Origin of the sequence: Escherichia sp. MOD1-EC6475 (assembly GCF_003046645.1) — a bacterium.
In the GTDB taxonomy this organism is placed as follows: domain Bacteria; phylum Pseudomonadota; class Gammaproteobacteria; order Enterobacterales; family Enterobacteriaceae; genus Escherichia; species Escherichia ruysiae.
Map to the genome: position 1 here is coordinate 133,223 of NZ_PZKQ01000025.1, position 18,063 is coordinate 151,285.

The following is an 18,063-nucleotide window of genomic DNA, read 5'->3' on the forward strand; positions in this document are numbered from 1 at the left end:
ATGATTCTAGTGGGACAAAAAGATAAAACTCAGGCGGTCGAACGACCGCCTGGAGATGTTCACTTACGCCTGGTGGCCGTTGATGTAATCAATGGCAGCCTGAACGGTGGTGATTTTCTCAGCTTCTTCGTCCGGAATCTCAGTATCAAACTCTTCTTCCAGAGCCATTACCAGCTCAACGGTGTCAAGAGAATCCGCGCCCAGGTCTTCAACGAAAGAAGCATTGTTGGTAACTTCTTCCTGCTTAACGCCCAGCTGTTCGCCGATAATTTTCTTAACGCGTTCTTCGATAGTGCTCATACTCTTAAATTTCCTATCAAAACTCGCTTTCGCGATGGTTTTCGTAGTGTATAAAATGTTGAAAAATTTGCAACTAAATCCCGGCAGGTCTTACCACGATTTTACGTTATTTTGAGGCCATACCCCCCAACAACGCAAATCATTTTGCACTAATTATTACTCATAACCACGCAGACTGCGCGCAACATGAGCATTTTGTGCAAATCGCGGTCAGACCATGTACATCCCGCCGTTCACATGCAAAGTTTCACCCGTGATGTAAGCTGCTTCGTCGGATGCCAGGAATGCAACCGCGTTGGCGATTTCCTGTGCGCCGCCGAGGCGACCCGCAGGAACCTGCGCCAGGATACCCGCACGCTGGTCATCGCTCAGCGCACGTGTCATGTCCGTTTCAATAAAGCCCGGAGCAACAACGTTTACAGTAATACCACGTGACGCAACTTCGCGCGCCAGGGATTTACTGAAGCCGATCAAGCCCGCTTTCGCCGCAGCGTAGTTGGCCTGACCGCCATTTCCCATGGTACCAACCACAGAACCGATAGTGATAATACGACCATGACGCTTTTTCATCATAGCGCGCATTACCGCTTTTGACAGACGGAAAACAGATGAAAGGTTGGTTTCGATAATATCGTTCCACTCATCATCTTTCATTCGCATTAACAGGTTATCACGAGTGATACCGGCATTATTGACCAGGATATCGACTTCACCAAATTCTGCGCGAATTTTTTCCAGAACAGATTCGATAGATGCCGGGTCGGTCACATTCAACATCAGACCTTTACCGTTATCACCTAAATAATCGCTGATCGCCTGAGCACCGCTTTCACTGGTCGCAGTACCGATAACTTTCGCGCCACGAGCTGCGAGCGTTTCCGCAATTGCGCGACCAATCCCACGGCTTGCACCGGTTACCAGTGCGATTTTTCCTTCAAAATTCATGTTTTTCCTCTTTTAAAGCTCGAGCGCCGCTGCCATCGCTGAAGGTTCGTTCAGCGCCGAGGCGGTCAGGGTGTCGACAATGCGTTTTGTCAGGCCAGTAAGCACTTTGCCTGGTCCCACTTCATAAAGATGTTCAACGCCTTGCGCTGCCATGTATTCAACAGATTTCGTCCATTGAACCGGATTATACAGCTGACGTACCAGCGCATCACGGATAGCATCGCCATTAGTTTCGCATTTCACATCAACGTTATTCACAACCAGGACGGTTGGGGTATTGAAGGTGATTTTCGCCAATTCAACAGCCAGTTTATCGGCAGCCGGTTTCATCAGCGCACAGTGAGACGGTACGCTCACTGGCAACGGCAACGCACGTTTTGCGCCCGCAGCTTTACAGGCAGCACCTGCACGCTCAACCGCTTCTTTATGACCGGCAATAACGACCTGCCCCGGAGAGTTAAAGTTTACCGGAGAAACCACCTGACCTTCTGCAGCTTCTTCGCAAGCTTTAGCAATAGACGCATCATCAAGACCGATGATTGCCGCCATTGCGCCTGTCCCTTCCGGTACAGCTTCCTGCATGAACTTGCCGCGCATCTCAACCAGACGCACTGCATCAGCAAAATCAATCACACCAGCGCAAACCAGCGCGGAGTATTCACCCAGGCTGTGACCGGCCATCATCGCCGGTGCTTTACCGCCCTGCTGCTGCCACACACGGTACAACGCAACAGATGCAGTCAACAGCGCAGGCTGGGTTTGCCAGGTTTTATTCAGTTCTTCGGCAGGCCCCTGCTGGGTCAGCGCCCACAGGTCGTAGCCCAGCGCCGCAGAGGCTTCAGCAAACGTTTCTTCGACAATAGGATAGCTCGCCGCCATATCAGCCAGCATCCCAACGGTTTGAGAGCCCTGTCCAGGGAACACAAATGCAAATTGCGTCATCTTTAAATCCTTATCCTAGAAACGAACCAGCGCGGAGCCCCAGGTGAACCCACCGCCAAAGGCTTCAAGCAGAACCAGCTGTCCAGGCTTGATACGCCCGTCGCGTACAGCTTCATCAAGTGCACAAGGCACAGAAGCGGCAGAGGTATTACCGTGTCGATCCAGCGTCACGACGACATTGTCCATCGACATGCCGAGTTTTTTCGCCGTCGCGCTGATAATACGCAAGTTCGCCTGATGCGGAACCAGCCAGTCCAGTTGGGAACGATCAAGGTTATTTGCCGCCAGCGTCTCATCAACGATGTGCGCCAACTCGGTTACCGCAACCTTGAAGACTTCGTTGCCCGCCATGGTCAGATGAATTGAATTTTCTGGATTCACACGGTCGGCGTTAGGCAATGTCAGCAATTCACCATAGCTGCCATCGGCATGAAGATGCGTGGAGATAATTCCAGGCTCTTCAGAGGCAGCAAGCACCGCAGCGCCCGCGCCGTCGCCAAAAATGATAATGGTCCCGCGATCTGTTGGATCGCAGGTGCGCGCCAGCACATCGGAACCGACGACCAGAGCATACTTCACCGCACCAGATTTCACATATTGATCGGCTACGCTCAGCGCGTAGGTGAAACCTGCACAGGCTGCAGCAACGTCAAACGCCGGGCAACCTTTGATGCCCAACATGCTTTGAATCTGACATGCTGCGCTCGGGAAGGCGTGCGTGGCAGAAGTTGTTGCCACAACGATCAGGCCAATCTGGTCTTTATCAATGCCCGCCATTTCAATTGCACGCGTCGCCGCTTCGAAGCCCATGGTAGAAACGGTTTCGTTTGGCGCGGCAATGTGGCGTTCGCGGATGCCAGTACGAGTGACAATCCACTCGTCAGAGGTATCCACCATTTTTTCCAGATCGGCGTTTGTCCGCACTTGTTCGGGCAGATAGCTGCCAGTACCAATAATCTTCGTATACATGTACGCTCAGTCACTTTTCGGTTATATACCGTCACTTGCAAACTGCGAGTTCGCTGGCAGCGTCCTGCTACCGCAGAGATCCGCTTTTGCCACCGTCCAACAGCTCAAAACCAGCTGGGTATACAGATTCCAGGCGAGCGGCAATTCGCTGAGGAACTTGTCGCTGCACCGCCTGCACTGCCTGTTCAATCGCGACCGCAAAAGCTCGCTGATTGGCTGCACCATGACTTTTTATCACCGTGCCGCGCAATCCTAACAGACAGGCGCCGTTATACTGGTCGGGGTTGAGGTGACTGAATCGCCTCGTCAGGCTCTTTTGTAGCCAACGCTTTAATAACAGTAGCCACCACGACCGTTTTTTCCCTTCTCCCTGAGATTTCAGCAGAGAAAGGAACATCCTGACAACACCTTCCATCGTCTTTAATGTGACATTTCCTGTAAAGCCGTCACAGACCAACACATCTGTCTTGCCAGTTAATAACTCATTGGCTTCAAGATAGCCGATATAATTGATAGAAGGGATTGTTTTAAGCACCGCTGAGGCATCCCGAATACTGTCGAGACCCTTTACTTCTTCTTCACCAATATTGAGCAACGCCACGCGAGGATTTGGAATTTCCACCACCTCTTCAGCCAAAACTGAGCCCATAATGGCAAATTGCACCAACATTGTGCTGTCACAATCGACGTTGGCTCCTAAATCGAGAACCACCGTTTTGCCCTTTTGTTGATGCGGTAACACCGTCACCAACGCCGGGCGCTCAATCCCCTCCAGGGGCTTGAGTAATAATTTAGCCAGCCCCATCAGCGCCCCGGTATTGCCAGCACTGACACAGGCTTGCGCTCGACCTTCTTTCACCAGCTCCAGCGCCACGCGCATTGAGCTACCGCGACTGGCGCGGATAGCCTGCGAAGGCCGGGCATCACTGGCGATAACTGACTGCGCAGGAATAATCTGCAAACGCGAACGTTGTTCAAAATCAGCTTTAGCAAGTAATGGCGTGATGGCGTCGGGGTTACCGACTAAAAGAAGAGTGAGTTGCGAATTAGAGTTCAGTGCCTGCAAAGCTGCAGGCACTGTCACAGAAGGGCCAAAATCACCCCCCATGACATCTAACGCCAGGGTTAGACGTGTCAAGGTATCGTCGCCGCCCGGTTTGGTCTTTCCCCAGTTGCCTGGGGAAAATCCTCACTAAGCTTCATCACGCAGATGCGTGATTACTTAGCGATGACCTTGCGGCCACGGTAGTAACCGTCGGCAGTGATGTGGTGACGCAGGTGTTTTTCACCAGAAGTTTTGTCTACAGACAGGCTGGTGACTGCGGTCAGCGCGTCATGGGAACGACGCATGCCACGTTTGGAACGGGTTGGTTTATTCTGTTGTACGGCCATGGACCTTACTCCTCAATTACGGTTTATCCCCGATCCAACGGGGAGCACCAATTACTTACGCTTTAAGCTGGCTAATACGGCAAATGGGTTTGGCTTTTGCGCTTCTTCAGGCAGTTCACCAAAGACCATGTCCGCTTCGGACACTTCACAGTGTTCAGAATCATGCACCGGAACTACCGGCAAGGCGAGGATGATTTCATCTTCAACCATTGCAAGCAGATCGATTTCACCGAATTCGTTAACCTCAATCGGTTCATACGCTTCCGGCAGTGCTTCAGCCTGTTCGTCTGAACGCACAGGACTAAAACAATACGTTGTGTAGACCTGATGAGTAAACGGCTTCCCGCAACGCTGACACTCGAGCGTTACCGTCACCTTCGCATCGCCGTTTAACACTGCGAGACGTTGGTTATCGATAGCGAACGACATGGAGCATTCCACATCACTGTCCACACTGACTACGGATTCGGCGACGCGCTCAACCTGATCAGGAGTATAGATACCCTGGTAATCAAGGCGTTTTTGAGCCGTACGAACCGGATCGAGAGTCAGGGGTAATTTTACCTTTTGCATAGGGCGCGCATATTAACTTTGTAACGTCATAGAGTCAAAGAAAAAGGCAGCCTGTGGTTGCCTTTTGCCAATAATTCGCACACATTGCGGGTTACTGCTTTATTTTCGTTCAGTGCTGATAACGAACATCAACCTGCAAAACGAAGCGCATAGTTTAAAATGGCTATCATCAATACGCTATATCTGATGGAAAAAAATATGTCTAAACTTATTTTAGCCTCCACTTCGCCCTGGCGCCGCGCCTTACTTGAAAAACTACAAATCTCTTTCGAATGTGCCGCTCCGGAGGTCGACGAAACCCCGCATAGCGATGAATCGCCGCGCCAGCTGGTGCTCCGGCTGGCACAAGAAAAAGCGCAATCCTTAGCATCACGTTATCCCTCTCATTTAATTATCGGTTCAGACCAGGTGTGTGTTCTTGATGGCGAAATCACCGGTAAACCGTTAACGGAAGAAAATGCGCGTCTGCAATTACGCAAAGCCAGCGGCAATATTGTCACCTTCTATACTGGGCTGGCGCTGTTTAATTCGGCGAGCGGGCATCTGCAAACGGAAGTGGAACCTTTTGACGTTCATTTCCGCCACTTAAGCGAGGCGGAGATTGATAATTACGTGCGTAAAGAACATCCCCTGCACTGCGCTGGCAGTTTTAAGAGTGAAGGGTTTGGCATTACGCTATTCGAGCGTTTAGAAGGACGTGACCCTAACACGCTGGTTGGTTTGCCGCTTATCGCGCTCTGTCAGATGTTACGTCGGGAAGGGAAAAACCCGCTGATGGGGTAGTTTTGTCTGCCGGATAAAGCATTTACGCCGCATCCGGCAATCGGTTCTGGCAGCCTGACGCGACGTAAACACCTTATCAGGTCTACCACCCATTATATCTGGCTTATATGTTTGTATTAACGCGCATTACGCAGTTTCTGCAAACAACGCCTCAGACCATCATCCATCGGCGCTTCGATACGCATCACCTCACCCGTTCCCGGATGGGTAAACTTCAACGCTGCCGCGTGCAGGAACAAACGCTTCAGCCCCGTTCCGGTCTCAGTGAGCTGTTGATCAAACTCACGATCGCCGTAACGATCATCAAACGCAATCGGATGACCAGCGTATTGAGTATGCACACGGATCTGGTGTGTACGTCCGGTAACCGGACTGCAACGAACCAGCGTGGCAAACACATAGCGTTCTTCCACTTTGAAGCGCGTTTCTGACGGTTTACCTTCCTGGCTCACACGCACAATACGTTCGCCGCTTTGCAGAATATTCTTCAGCAGCGGAGCCTGGACACTCTTCACGTGCGACTGCCACTGACCGCGTACCAGCGCCAGGTAATCTTTTTGCATCCCTTTTTCACGTAATTGCTCATGCAGAGAACGTAACGCCGAACGTTTTTTCGCTACCAGCAATACACCTGAAGTGTCCCGGTCGAGTCGATGCACCAGTTCAAGAAATCGCGCTTCCGGGCGCAACGCCCTCAGCCCTTCAATAACGCCGAAACTTAAACCACTGCCGCCATGCACCGCCGTACCTGAGGGTTTATTGAGCACCAGGATATGATCATCTTCATATAAGATGACGTCCGCCAGCGCCGCCACTTTTTGCAGATGCGGCGAAACGGCCTCTTCTTCCCGTTCGGCAACGCGAACCGGCGGAATACGCACTTCATCACCAGCTTCGAGTTTATATTCAGGCTTAATACGTTTTTTGTTCACCCGCACTTCGCCTTTACGCAAAATACGGTAAATCATACTTTTTGGTACGCCTTTCAATTGGGTACGCAAAAAGTTGTCGATACGTTGCCCCGCTTCATCAGCGGTGATAGCAACGATTTTTACGGATGGAGTCTCTGTTTTCATGGTGGGCGATTCTAAATAGCCAACAGGATTCGCGCCACTCATTTTTCTATGCTTATATTTAGTTCTGCACCTTATTACTTCCCAGTGCAATCACTTAATTGATGGTTATTAAACCAATCGCCAGCAAGAAGTGAAAAAACTGTGAGTAAGTGGGTGATAAATGGTAAAAGTCATCTTGCTATAACAAGGCTTGCAGTGGAATAATGAGAACGTTTCCGTGTCCAACCTTGTTAAAACAAGAAATTTTACGGAATACCCCATTTTGCCCGACCGATCATCAACGCAGCAATGGCGTAAGACGTATTGATCTTTCAGGCAGTTAGCGGGCTGCGGGTTGCAGTCCTTACCGGTAGATGGAAATATTTCTGGAGAGTAATACCCAGTCTGTTTCTCTGATAATTGCGCTGTTTTTCCGCATGAAAAACGGGCAACCGACACTCTGCGCCTCTTTGAGCTGACGATAACCGTGAGGTTGGCGACGCGACTAGACACGAGGCCATCGGTTCACACCCGGAAAGGCGTTACTTTGCCCGCAGCTTAGTCGTCAATGTAAGAATAATGAGTAAGTTACGATGAAAAGAATGTTAATCAACGCAACTCAGCAGGAAGAGTTGCGCGTTGCCCTTGTAGATGGGCAGCGTCTGTATGATCTGGATATCGAAAGTCCAGGGCATGAACAGAAAAAGGCGAACATCTACAAAGGTAAAATCACCCGCATTGAACCGAGTCTGGAAGCTGCTTTTGTTGATTACGGCGCTGAACGTCATGGTTTCCTCCCACTAAAAGAAATTGCCCGCGAATATTTCCCTGCTAACTACAGTGCTCATGGTCGTCCCAACATTAAAGATGTGTTGCGTGAAGGTCAGGAAGTCATTGTTCAGATCGATAAAGAAGAGCGCGGCAACAAAGGCGCGGCATTAACCACCTTTATCAGTCTGGCGGGTAGCTATCTGGTTCTGATGCCGAACAACCCGCGCGCGGGTGGCATTTCTCGCCGTATTGAAGGCGACGACCGTACCGAATTAAAAGAAGCACTGGCGAGCCTCGAACTGCCTGAAGGCATGGGGCTTATCGTGCGCACCGCAGGCGTCGGCAAATCTGCTGAGGCGCTGCAATGGGATTTAAGCTTCCGTCTGAAACACTGGGAAGCAATCAAAAAAGCCGCTGAAAGTCGCCCTGCTCCGTTCCTGATCCATCAGGAGAGCAATGTTATCGTTCGCGCATTCCGCGATTACTTACGCCAGGACATCGGCGAAATCCTTATCGATAACCCGAAAGTACTCGAACTGGCGCGTCAGCATATCGCTGCATTAGGTCGCCCGGATTTCAGCAGCAAAATCAAACTGTACACGGGTGAAATTCCACTGTTCAGCCACTACCAGATCGAATCGCAGATCGAGTCCGCTTTCCAGCGTGAAGTCCGTCTGCCGTCTGGTGGCTCCATTGTTATCGACAGCACCGAAGCGTTAACCGCCATCGACATCAACTCCGCTCGTGCAACTCGCGGCGGCGATATCGAAGAAACCGCGTTTAACACCAACCTGGAAGCTGCCGATGAAATTGCTCGTCAGCTACGCCTGCGTGACCTCGGCGGTCTGATTGTTATCGACTTCATCGACATGACGCCAGTACGCCACCAGCGTGCCGTAGAAAACCGTCTGCGTGAAGCAGTACGTCAGGATCGTGCGCGTATTCAAATCAGTCATATCTCTCGCTTTGGCCTGCTGGAGATGTCCCGTCAGCGCCTGAGCCCGTCGCTGGGTGAATCCAGCCATCACGTCTGCCCGCGTTGCTCTGGTACTGGCACCGTGCGTGATAATGAATCCCTGTCGCTCTCTATTCTGCGTCTGATTGAAGAAGAAGCCCTGAAAGAGAACACTCAGGAAGTCCACGCTATTGTTCCTGTCCCTATTGCCTCTTACCTGCTGAACGAAAAACGTTCTGCGGTAAATGCAATTGAAACCCGTCAGGACGGCGTGCGCTGTGTGATTGTACCAAACGATCAGATGGAAACTCCGCACTACCACGTACTGCGCGTGCGTAAAGGGGAAGAGACGCCGACCTTAAGCTACATGCTGCCGAAGCTGCATGAAGAAGCAATGGCGCTGCCGTCAGAAGAAGAGTTTGCGGAGCGTAAACGTCCGGAACAACCTGCACTGGCAACTTTTGCCATGCCGGATGTGCCACCTGCTCCAGCCCCGGCTGAACCTGTAGCACCTGCAGCAGCTCCGGCGCCTAAAGCAGCGCCGACTACGCCTGCGGCTCCTGCCCAACCAGGCCTGTTAAGCCGTCTCTTCAACGCCCTGAAATCGCTGTTCAGCGGTGGTGAAGAAACCAAACCAACCGAGCAGCCTGCACCGAAAGCAGAAGCGAAACCGGAACGTCAACAGGATCGCCGTAAGCCTCGTCAGAATAATCGCCGTGACCGTAATGAACGCCGCGACACGCGTAGCGAACGTACAGAGGGTAGCGATAATCGCGAAGAAAACCGTCGTAATCGTCGCCAGTCACAGCAGCAGACTGCCGAGACGCGTGAGAGCCGTCAGCAGACTGATGTAACAGAAAAAGCGCGTGCCACCGACGAGCAGCAAGCACCGCGTCGTGAGCGTAGTCGTCGCCGCAACGATGATAAACGTCAGGTACAACAAGAAGCGAAGGCACTGAATGTTGAAGAGCAATCTGTTCAGGAAACCGAACAGGAGGAGCGTGTACGTCCGGTTCAGCCGCGTCGTAAACAGCGCCAGCTAAATCAGAAAGTGCGTTACGAGCAAAGCGTTGCGGAAGAAGTAGTCGCCGCACCGGTGGTTGAAGAAACCGTCGCCGCCGAACCTGTTATGCCGGAAGCGCCTGCCCAGCGTACTGAACTGGTGAAAGTACCATTGCCAGTCGTTGCACAAACTGCGCCGGAACAACAACAAGAAGAGAACAATGCCGATAACCGTGACAACGGTGGTATGCCGCGTCGTTCTCGCCGCTCGCCGCGCCACCTGCGCGTGAGTGGTCAGCGTCGTCGCCGCTATCGTGATGAGCGTTATCCGGTTCAGTCACCAATGCCATTAACCGTAGCGTGTGCGTCTCCTGAACTGGCCTCTGGCAAAGTCTGGATTCGCTATCCGGTAGTACGTCCGCAAGATGTACAGGTTGAAGAGCAACGCGAACAGGAAGAAGTACAGATGCAGCCGATGGTGACTGAAGTTCCTGTCGCCGCCGCCGTCGAACCCGTCGTTACTGCGCCGGTTATTGAAGAAGTGACCGAAACCGTAGAAGCACCAGTTCAGGTTGCGCAAGCGCAACCGGAAGTGGTTGCCGCAGCGGTAACTGAACAGCCACAGGTGATTGCCGAGGCTGATGTTGCTGTAGCACAGGACGTTGCAGAACATGCGGAGCCAGTGGTTGAACCACAGGAAGAGACGGCAGATATTGAAGAAGTGGCTGAAACTGCCGAGGTTGTGGTTGCCGAACCTGAAGTTGTCGCTCAACCTGCCGCACCTGTGGTTGCTGAAGTCGCAGCAGAAGTTGAAACGGTAGCCGCTGTTGAACCTGAGGTCGCAGCTGAGCATAACCACGCTACCGCGCCGATGACACGCGCTCCGGCTCCGGAATATGTTCCGGAAGCACCGCGTCACAGTGACTGGCAGCGCCCTACTTTTGCCTTCGAAGGTAAAGGTGCCGCAGGTGGTCATACGGCAACGCATCATGCCTCTGCCGCTCCTGCGCGTCCGCAACCTGTTGAGTAATCATTAGCTCAAAGTAATCAAGCCCTGGCAATCGCTGGGGCTTTTTATTTCATCTTTGAATCAACAGATTCAAATTCATCAAATGGCATTCTTGCTAGCCAACTACTCAAATCAGGCAAAAAAATGCCCGCCCCGGCGATCCCAGAGCAGGCAGACAAAACATACCCAGTTTCATGATATGTTTGAAAAAGTGCTTATTTGTTGAGCTGGAAAAGCGATAACCCCTGCATATCAGTAAACGCTTTGTACGACGCCTGCAACGCCGTTTGCTGCATGATGTAAGATGAAATAGTCGCGTTCCAGTCCACATCAACCAAATCACTCATCTGCTGCGTTTGGCCTAAAGCGCGATCGCTGCCTAAAGAATCAAGCGACTCCAGCTCGTTCAGCTGTGTGCCTAATTCCGCGCGTACGGTGAGCACATTATTCAGCGAGTTTTTCAGGCCACGGTTGGTTTTATCTAACGCCGCAGCGGAGGTTTCTTTATCCGCTTCACTATCCGCAATCGGTGTTTTAAGCGCCGCAATGGCGCTATCCAGCATGGCAAAAAGATTGGTTTCAGAATCGCTACCGTCAGGTTCCGCTACTGCATTACTGGTAATGCTATTAAAAATTTTGTCGCCGGTATGCCCTATCACCATCGAACGCGAAGCATCGACCTGCTGCTTAATACTTTCTGTTCCGCCGACATATTTACCTTTCTCTTCGCTAAACGGCGCGGTTTCTGTTTTATAACCCGCAAAAATGTAGCGCCCGTTACCGTCAGTGGTATTCGCCAGATTCAACAACTGGTCACGTAGCCCCTGAATATCCGTTGCCAGCGATGCACGGTCATCGTCACTCAAGGTGCCGTTGCTGGCATAGACAATTTTCTCCTGAGCATTCTGGATAGCAGTGGTCACCTGGCTAAGCACACTCTCTTCCAGTGACACTTTTTGAGTGGCAAAAGTACGCGCCAGCGTGTACTGGCTGTTTTGCGCCTGCGCTTGTGAGAGCACTACGGCTTGTGATGCAGCAATGGGATCATCTGAAGGGTTAACGACTCGCTTACCCGTCGACATCTGTTCGCCATACTTCATCCATTCAGCCTGAGAACTGGTGATACCGCGCATATTCTGCTGGTACATCATTTGAGTACTGAAACGCATTTTTTCTCTCCCTTAGCGAATGTTAATCAGCGCATCAAAAATGGCGTTCGCCGTCTGCAAAACCTGCGCATTCGCCAGGTAATACTGTTGAAAACGTTGCAGGTTGCCGTACTCTTCGTCGAGGTTGACGCCGGAAATAGATTGCTGCTGATTAGAAAGCTGCGTCACCACATTACCCTGCGTAGTACTGCTGGTTTTCAAGGTAGCGGTTTTATTACCGATGTCGCTGACCAACGAGGCATAGGCGTCGTTAAAGGATTTCGCCCCGCCCACCGTTTTACTGTTGCTTTGCAAATCCAGCAGCGCCTGACCATTGCGGTTGTCGCTCTCACCAGCCGTTTTATCACTCGCCATGGCGATTTCTGCTTCATCGGTGATTAAAACATCCATGTTGACGATGGCATCGCTTACCGGTTTCAGCGTAAAGCTGTCGTTAGCGTCTGGTGTGCCAGTAAACGTCAACTCCAGACCATCAAACGTGACTTTACCGTCAGCATCAGGCGTCACCGTAAAAGTGGTATTGCTGGCAAGGCGGGTGACCTGCCACTGATCGTTGCTAAAGGAGATTTTGTAATCTGTCGCCAGCACGGCGGAGCCATCGGTCACGGTGGCGCTAATCGCGCTGTTACCCTGGTTTTTAGTATTCTCCAGTACAGCTGGCTTCCCGACGGCAAAGAAATCCTGCCCTTCCTTACCATTGGCATCAAATCCCTTGTTATGTTGGGTATTGAAAGCCTCGGCAAATGCCAGCGCCAGTTGCCCGAGCGTATTGCGCGTCTGGTCAAGATCCTGAGAACGGAATGTCAGAATGCCGCCCAGCGACCCGGTATTCAGTAACTTCTCCGGGATCTCAATATTGCCTGCTGTCCCATCAACATAAGCGACAGTGGTACGAGAAGGATCGGCGCTGGACGGTACTGCCGCAAGCTGGCGCGCCGTGCTACCTTGTACCAGCGAGTAACCATTGGCCATCGTGATGTTATAAGTGCCGCCATCCTGAACGCTGACTTCTACACCAACAATCTGGTTTAATTCACTAACCAGTTGGTCGCGTTGATCCAGGAGATCGTTGGGTGACGCCCCTGCCCCCACACCTGTCAGGCGTGAGATTTGATCGTTCAGGCTGGCGATTTGTTTAGCGTAATTGTTGATCTGGTCAACGCTTGCACCTATCGCGATATTGACCTGTTTGTCCTGGTCGCGCAGATACTGATCGGTGGTTTTAAACTGATTCACCAGCCCTTCTGATTTACCAATCAGCGCCTGACGTGCTGCTGGATCTTCCGCGTTGCTGACCAGCGTTTGCAGACTGGTGAAGAAGTCCTGCATCTGTGTTGCCAGCGACGTGGTGCTACCAGAGAGCATATTGTCGATTTTCGACATCTGTTCATAGCGGGAAGTCAGGCCGCTACTCTGGGTCTGCGCCGCACGTAACTGGTTGGTAATAAAGGCGTCGTACTCACGCTGCACGCCAGAAACGTAGACGCCATTGCCAACCCAGCCGCCTGCACCCAGAGTGCTATTGGCCTGCGCCATAATGGTCGTTTGACGGGTATATCCGGCAACGTTATAGCTGGAAATATTATTACTCGCCGTATTTAACGCCGCCTGAGCCGCATTAAGTCCGCTCATGGCGTTATTGATCAAGCTGGACATGGAGGTTCCTTATAAGCTTTCAATTACAGAGCATTATCGGCAGACACCCGCCGGACTTGAGTTGTTCAGAACAGATTATCGATACTCATGTTGTAGGTTTTACTCACCTTGTCGCTTACCGATTTCATCTGTTGAATCATATTGGTGAGTTTGCGGGCATAGTGAGGATCGGTAGCATAGCCCGCGTCCTGTAATGCCTGCGCCCCCTGCTCGGCGCTTGCGGCGGTCGTCACGGCAGCGTAACGCGGATTACGCGTTAACAGTCCAACATAATCCGACAATGCTTCAAGATAAGAGCTGTAAACCCGAAACTTCGCCTTCACTTTTTTCGCTTCGCCGTTTTCATATTCGGTGGTGGTAATTTCAGTCACCGGTCCTTTCCAGTTGCCGGATGCTTTGACGCCAAACAGGTTATAGCTTGGTTCACCATTTTCACGACGAATTTGCCGTTGACCCCAGCCTGATTCCAGCGCAGCCTGGGCGAGGATCAGATGATGTGGCACACCGCTTTGCTGGCTTGCCAGTTGTGCGGGCAATGAGAGTTGGGCGAGGAATGCTTTACTGTCACCAGGCAGTGAATCATCGTAGTTGCGTGACACGGCTTTTTGCACCAGCTGCGTAATCGTCTGATTTTGATAACGCATCACGGTTTCGAGCGGGAATTTCATCGGTGCCGCTGGCGTCGCTTCATCTGGCAGTGGTTGTTCTGGCGTCATCTGCTTAACCATCATCTCCGCCAGTCCCAGACCTTTTCCCGCCGTCATCTGTTGGGCAATCTGTTGGTCATACATACTGGTGTAGAGGCGAGTGTGCTCGCTGCTGAACAGACCCTCTTTCGGTAGGGCTTCACGCATACTTTTCAGCATCATCTGCACGAACATCCCTTCCACCTGGCGGGCAACCGGGCGAATATTTGCCGCAGGATCTTCGCCCGCTTTCGCTTTCAGATCGTTAAGCGATTGCGCATCCCAGGCGGCACTCGCCAGTAGTTTGCTGTCGCTAATCATCAGATGATTTCCAGTTTTGCCCGCAGACATCCCGCGCTTTGCATTGATTGCAGTATGGACATCAGATCCATCGGCGTAGCGCCCAGCGCATTGAGCGCGCGCACCACGTTATTGAGGCTGGCGCTGGAACGTACGCTTTGCAGCGAACCACCGCTCTGGCGTAAGTCGATCTGGGTTTGTGGCGTTACCACGGTCTGCCCGCCACCAAACGGTGTGTCAGGCTGACTGACATTAGCCTGACGATTTACCGTAACCGAGAGATTCCCCTGCGCTACCGCGCAACTGTCCAGCGTCACTTCACGGTTCATCACCACTGAACCAGTACGCGAGTTAATAATCACTTTGGCGTCCTGCGGGATGACATTAACCTGCATATTCTGGATATCGGCAAGGAAACGCACCTGGGAACTGTTGCCACTCGGCACGCGCACCTGAATGGTTCGCGCATCTAACGCCGTAGCGTTACCGTATCCACGTGTGCGGTTGATGGTATCGGCAATTTCCTGCGCCATGGTGAAATCTTCCTCATTGAGCTGCAAATTGAGGGTATTGCCAGCGCCAAACTGGCTGGGCAATTCGCGCTCAATAATCGCACCATTAGTGATCCGTCCGCCGTTCAGTTGGTTAACCTGGACACTGCTGCCTCCCGCCGATGCGCCCGCGCCGCCAACCAGAATGTTGCCCTGCGCCAGCGCATACACCTGGCTATCAACGCCCTTAAGCGGGGTCATCAACAACGTGCCGCCACGCAAACTTTTGGCGTTCCCCATAGAAGAAACCACCACGTCGATGGTTTGCCCCTGGCGACCAAATGGTGGAAGCGACGCCGTCACCATTACCGCAGCCACGTTTTTGAGTTGCATATTAGTGCCAGTCGGAACGGTAATACCCAACTGCGAGAGCATGTTATTAAGCGTTTGAGTGGTAAATGGCGTCTGGGTCGTCTGGTCGCCCGTACCATCCAGGCCAACGACCAGGCCATAACCGATCAGCGAGTTTTGCCGTACGCCCTGAACGCTGGTGAGATCGCGAATACGGTCGGCCTGCGCCACCGTCGCAACCAGCAGAAGAATGAACACAGAGAGAAATTTAATCACCACAGCCTCACTTACATTGGCGACAGGTTAAGGAAGAAACGCTGTAACCAGCCCATATTTTGCGCTTCGTTAATGTAGCCGTTACCCACGTACTCAATGCGCGCATCCGCCACCTGAGTAGACGGTACGGTATTGCTGCCGCTGATGGTGCGTGGATTGACCACGCCGGAGAAGCAAATAAATTCGGTGCCCTGATTAATGGCGATCTGTTTTTCGCCCACTACATGCAGGTTACCGTTGACCAGCACCTGATCGACCGTCACTGTTAATGTGCCGCTAAAGGTATTGCTGGCATTAGCACCGCCTTTACCGTTGAAACTATTGCCGCCAGAGGCATCGACATCGGCGCGGGCGTTACCAAACAGCCCCTGCAAATAGCGTGGCACGGTATCAAAACCGAAGCTGGTTTTGCCATCGCGGCTGGCATTAGCGGAGGAACTCTTGCTGGCGCTGACGTTCTCCTGCAACACAATGGTCAGCGTGTCACCAATATTGCGCGGCCGGCGATCTTCAAACAGCGGTTGATAGCCATAGTTAATCGGCTGGGCAGACTGAAAAATAGAACCGTTGGCAACGGGCGTCGGTCCGGGAACCGGCTGTGCACTGGTCGACCCCTGCACCAGCGGCGTGGAGGGTATCCAGGCACAGCCGGATAGTGAAAGCACCAACAAGCTGGAAATGGCGTAAGTGTGCACAGCATTTTTTTGCATGGCTATCATCTTCAAAAATCAGTAAACCGGTGAACCTGCCACCGGTTATGCCTTAGAGTTGCGTCAGTTTTTGCAGCATCTGATCGGTGGTGGATACCGCTTTACTGTTGATTTCGTAAGCGCGTTGCACCTGAATCATATTGACCAGTTCTTCCGCCACGTTGACGTTAGACGTTTCAACATACCCTTGATACAACAGCCCTGCACCGTTCAGGCCTGGCGTGCTTTCATTCGGCGCACCGGAGGATTGCGTTTCGGTGTAGAGGTTTTCACCAATACTCTCCAGCCCGGTGTCGTTCATAAAGGTAGTGAGATTGAGTTGCCCAACCTGAACCGGAGCGGCCTGACCTTGCTGGGTAACGCTTACCACGCCATCACGACCAATGGTGATACTTAACGCATTCGCCGGAATGGTGATTGCTGGCTGCACCTGAAAGCCACCGGCCGTCACCAGTTGCCCGTTCTGATCCACCTGGAAAGAGCCGTCACGGGTATAGGCTGATGAACCATCCGGCAGCATGACCTGGAAAAAACCCTGCCCTTTGATGGCAACATCTTTGCTGTTATTGGTTTGCGACAGATTGCCCTGACTGTGTAAACGTTCAGTGGCGACCGGACGCACACCAGTGCCAATTTGCAACCCGGATGGTAAGGTAGTTTGTTCGGAAGACTGTGCGCCAGGCTGGCGAATAGTTTGATAAAGCAGATCTTCAAACACCGCCCGCTGGCGCTTAAAACCGTTGGTGCTGACGTTTGCCAGGTTGTTGGCAATAACGTCCATATTGGTTTGCTGGGCGTCGAGACCCGTTTTAGCGATCCATAATGAACTGATCATAAAATGTCCTGTGGTGGATTGCTGACAAGCAGAGCAAAAGCACGCGGCGGTGCGAATTTCCCCTCTCCCCAAAGGGACGAGGGAACAGTCCGCGCGCTTTTATTGCAATGTCATCAATCGTTCAATTAACTCATCGACAGCAGTTGGTTGGCACGGCCTGCGTTATCATCGACGCTGCTGATCACCTTCATCTGCATTTCAAAACGCCGCGCACTGGCAATCATGTCGCTCATTGCCGCAACGGCATTGACGTTACTGCCTTCCAGTACGCCCGACATCACGCGCAACGTCGGGTCCGTCTGCAGCACCGTGCCACGCGTTGCCTGGCTTTCCGCACTTAAACGAAAAATACCGTCATCACCACGCAGTACTTCACTGCCCGTGGCTTTCACCAGTTTCAGACGACCCACTGGCGCGACTGTATTTGCCGGATCGCCGGGATTCAGCGCCGAAATAGTGCCATCGGCGGCAATAGTGATTTCTGCCCCTTCCGGCACAGCAATTGGCCCCGCTTCGCCAATCACCGGATGCCCCTGAATCGTCAGTTGCCCGGTGGGATCAACCTGAATGCTGCCATTACGCGTATACCCTTCGCTGCCGTCAGTAGTCTGCACGGCCAGCCAGCCGTCCTGCTGTAATGCAACGTCCAGCGGGCGCGAGGTGTAATCCATCTTGCCGGGTGTCATGTCTGCACCCGGCGTTGACGCCGTTACCAACGTGCGCGTGGGCAGAGAAAGCCCTTCCACCGGCACTGCGCGCAAGGCGTTTAACTGCGCGCGAAAACCGGGCGTAGAGGCATTGGCCAGATTACTGGCGGTTACCGCCTGTTGATTCAGCGTCTGGCTGGCGGCGCCCATTGCGGTATAGATTGCGTGATCCATTGAGCTATCCCG

The 18,063-nt window shown here is 52.4% G+C and carries 17 protein-coding genes; 2 read left to right on the plus strand and 15 right to left on the minus strand.

What is annotated here, in order from left to right:
- Nucleotides 1–63 precede the first annotated feature (63 nt).
- The 7 genes from acpP to yceD form a co-directional block, all read right to left on the minus strand.
- Nucleotides 64–300 (minus strand): acyl carrier protein, encoded by a 237-nt coding sequence (gene acpP, locus A7589_RS08760; protein ID WP_000103754.1) that lies wholly within the window; start codon nt 298–300, stop codon nt 64–66.
- Between the two features lie 210 nt (nt 301–510).
- Complete coding sequence (fabG, locus tag A7589_RS08765; protein WP_001008544.1) at nt 511–1,245, minus strand: 3-oxoacyl-ACP reductase FabG; 735 nt, start codon at nt 1,243–1,245, stop codon at nt 511–513.
- A gap of 12 nt (nt 1,246–1,257) precedes the next feature.
- On the minus strand, nt 1,258–2,187 hold the full coding sequence (gene fabD / locus A7589_RS08770; protein WP_108188806.1) for an ACP S-malonyltransferase: 930 nt from the start codon (nt 2,185–2,187) through the stop codon (nt 1,258–1,260).
- Between the two features lie 15 nt (nt 2,188–2,202).
- The gene (fabH, locus tag A7589_RS08775) at nt 2,203–3,156 is read right to left on the minus strand and encodes a beta-ketoacyl-ACP synthase III (RefSeq protein ID WP_000288127.1); all 954 of its coding nucleotides are present in this window, start codon (nt 3,154–3,156) and stop codon (nt 2,203–2,205) included.
- A gap of 67 nt (nt 3,157–3,223) precedes the next feature.
- Complete coding sequence (plsX, locus tag A7589_RS08780) at nt 3,224–4,294, minus strand: phosphate acyltransferase PlsX (protein ID WP_000197577.1); 1,071 nt, start codon at nt 4,292–4,294, stop codon at nt 3,224–3,226.
- Between the two features lie 80 nt (nt 4,295–4,374).
- Nucleotides 4,375–4,548, minus strand: a complete 174-nt coding sequence (gene rpmF, locus A7589_RS08785; protein ID WP_000290727.1) for a 50S ribosomal protein L32 — start codon at nt 4,546–4,548, stop codon at nt 4,375–4,377.
- A gap of 51 nt (nt 4,549–4,599) precedes the next feature.
- The gene (gene yceD / locus A7589_RS08790; protein WP_001174481.1) at nt 4,600–5,121 is read right to left on the minus strand and encodes a 23S rRNA accumulation protein YceD; all 522 of its coding nucleotides are present in this window, start codon (nt 5,119–5,121) and stop codon (nt 4,600–4,602) included.
- A 198-nt stretch (nt 5,122–5,319) separates the two neighbouring features.
- On the opposite strand from yceD, the gene yceF reads away from it, so the two are divergent.
- Entirely contained in the window at nt 5,320–5,904 is a 585-nt protein-coding gene (yceF, locus tag A7589_RS08795; RefSeq protein ID WP_010352275.1) for a 7-methyl-GTP pyrophosphatase, read from the plus strand.
- 116 nt (nt 5,905–6,020) lie between these two features.
- Here the strand turns inward: yceF and rluC are convergent, their stop codons facing one another.
- Complete coding sequence (gene rluC, locus A7589_RS08800; protein ID WP_024257331.1) at nt 6,021–6,980, minus strand: 23S rRNA pseudouridine(955/2504/2580) synthase RluC; 960 nt, start codon at nt 6,978–6,980, stop codon at nt 6,021–6,023.
- A 572-nt stretch (nt 6,981–7,552) separates the two neighbouring features.
- Between rluC and rne the strand changes: the two genes are divergently transcribed.
- The gene (gene rne, locus A7589_RS08810; RefSeq protein ID WP_000827347.1) at nt 7,553–10,717 is read left to right on the plus strand and encodes a ribonuclease E; all 3,165 of its coding nucleotides are present in this window, start codon (nt 7,553–7,555) and stop codon (nt 10,715–10,717) included.
- 194 nt (nt 10,718–10,911) lie between these two features.
- Here rne and flgL read toward each other — a convergent pair whose 3' ends face one another.
- The 7 genes from flgL to flgF all read right to left on the minus strand — a co-directional run bounded on the left by flgL (nt 10,912) and on the right by flgF (nt 18,051).
- Entirely contained in the window at nt 10,912–11,865 is a 954-nt protein-coding gene (gene flgL / locus A7589_RS08815) for a flagellar hook-associated protein FlgL (protein ID WP_001212794.1), read from the minus strand.
- A 12-nt stretch (nt 11,866–11,877) separates the two neighbouring features.
- Entirely contained in the window at nt 11,878–13,521 is a 1,644-nt protein-coding gene (flgK, locus tag A7589_RS08820; protein WP_016158061.1) for a flagellar hook-associated protein FlgK, read from the minus strand.
- Between the two features lie 65 nt (nt 13,522–13,586).
- The gene (gene flgJ / locus A7589_RS08825) at nt 13,587–14,528 is read right to left on the minus strand and encodes a flagellar assembly peptidoglycan hydrolase FlgJ (RefSeq protein ID WP_010354265.1); all 942 of its coding nucleotides are present in this window, start codon (nt 14,526–14,528) and stop codon (nt 13,587–13,589) included.
- On the minus strand, nt 14,528–15,625 hold the full coding sequence (gene flgI / locus A7589_RS08830) for a flagellar basal body P-ring protein FlgI (RefSeq protein ID WP_000589336.1): 1,098 nt from the start codon (nt 15,623–15,625) through the stop codon (nt 14,528–14,530). The genes flgJ and flgI overlap by 1 nt, the downstream gene beginning before the upstream one ends.
- Before the next feature lie 11 nt (nt 15,626–15,636).
- Nucleotides 15,637–16,335 (minus strand): flagellar basal body L-ring protein FlgH, encoded by a 699-nt coding sequence (locus A7589_RS08835; protein WP_108188807.1) that lies wholly within the window; start codon nt 16,333–16,335, stop codon nt 15,637–15,639.
- A gap of 52 nt (nt 16,336–16,387) precedes the next feature.
- The gene (gene flgG / locus A7589_RS08840) at nt 16,388–17,170 is read right to left on the minus strand and encodes a flagellar basal-body rod protein FlgG (protein ID WP_000625837.1); all 783 of its coding nucleotides are present in this window, start codon (nt 17,168–17,170) and stop codon (nt 16,388–16,390) included.
- A gap of 125 nt (nt 17,171–17,295) precedes the next feature.
- Nucleotides 17,296–18,051 (minus strand): flagellar basal-body rod protein FlgF, encoded by a 756-nt coding sequence (gene flgF / locus A7589_RS08845; protein WP_000349337.1) that lies wholly within the window; start codon nt 18,049–18,051, stop codon nt 17,296–17,298.
- Nucleotides 18,052–18,063 lie beyond the last annotated feature (12 nt).

What these genes read in the sequence shown, in the direction of transcription:
- yceF (WP_010352275.1), top strand. Translation starts at nt 5,320, where the DNA reads ATGTCTAAACTTATTTTAGCCTCCACTTCGCCCTGGCGCCGCGCCTTA.
- flgF (WP_000349337.1), bottom strand. Translation starts at nt 18,051, where the DNA reads ATGGATCACGCAATCTATACCGCAATGGGCGCCGCCAGCCAGACGCTG.
- flgG (WP_000625837.1), bottom strand. Translation starts at nt 17,170, where the DNA reads ATGATCAGTTCATTATGGATCGCTAAAACGGGTCTCGACGCCCAGCAA.
- flgL (WP_001212794.1), bottom strand. Translation starts at nt 11,865, where the DNA reads ATGCGTTTCAGTACTCAAATGATGTACCAGCAGAATATGCGCGGTATC.
- rluC (WP_024257331.1), bottom strand. Translation starts at nt 6,980, where the DNA reads ATGAAAACAGAGACTCCATCCGTAAAAATCGTTGCTATCACCGCTGAT.
- yceD (WP_001174481.1), bottom strand. Translation starts at nt 5,121, where the DNA reads ATGCAAAAGGTAAAATTACCCCTGACTCTCGATCCGGTTCGTACGGCT.
- rne (WP_000827347.1), top strand. Translation starts at nt 7,553, where the DNA reads ATGAAAAGAATGTTAATCAACGCAACTCAGCAGGAAGAGTTGCGCGTT.
- fabD (WP_108188806.1), bottom strand. Translation starts at nt 2,187, where the DNA reads ATGACGCAATTTGCATTTGTGTTCCCTGGACAGGGCTCTCAAACCGTT.
- flgJ (WP_010354265.1), bottom strand. Translation starts at nt 14,528, where the DNA reads ATGATTAGCGACAGCAAACTACTGGCGAGTGCCGCCTGGGATGCGCAA.
- rpmF (WP_000290727.1), bottom strand. Translation starts at nt 4,548, where the DNA reads ATGGCCGTACAACAGAATAAACCAACCCGTTCCAAACGTGGCATGCGT.
- acpP (WP_000103754.1), bottom strand. Translation starts at nt 300, where the DNA reads ATGAGCACTATCGAAGAACGCGTTAAGAAAATTATCGGCGAACAGCTG.
- fabH (WP_000288127.1), bottom strand. Translation starts at nt 3,156, where the DNA reads ATGTATACGAAGATTATTGGTACTGGCAGCTATCTGCCCGAACAAGTG.
- fabG (WP_001008544.1), bottom strand. Translation starts at nt 1,245, where the DNA reads ATGAATTTTGAAGGAAAAATCGCACTGGTAACCGGTGCAAGCCGTGGG.
- flgK (WP_016158061.1), bottom strand. Translation starts at nt 13,521, where the DNA reads ATGTCCAGCTTGATCAATAACGCCATGAGCGGACTTAATGCGGCTCAG.
- A7589_RS08835 (WP_108188807.1), bottom strand. Translation starts at nt 16,335, where the DNA reads ATGCAAAAAAATGCTGTGCACACTTACGCCATTTCCAGCTTGTTGGTG.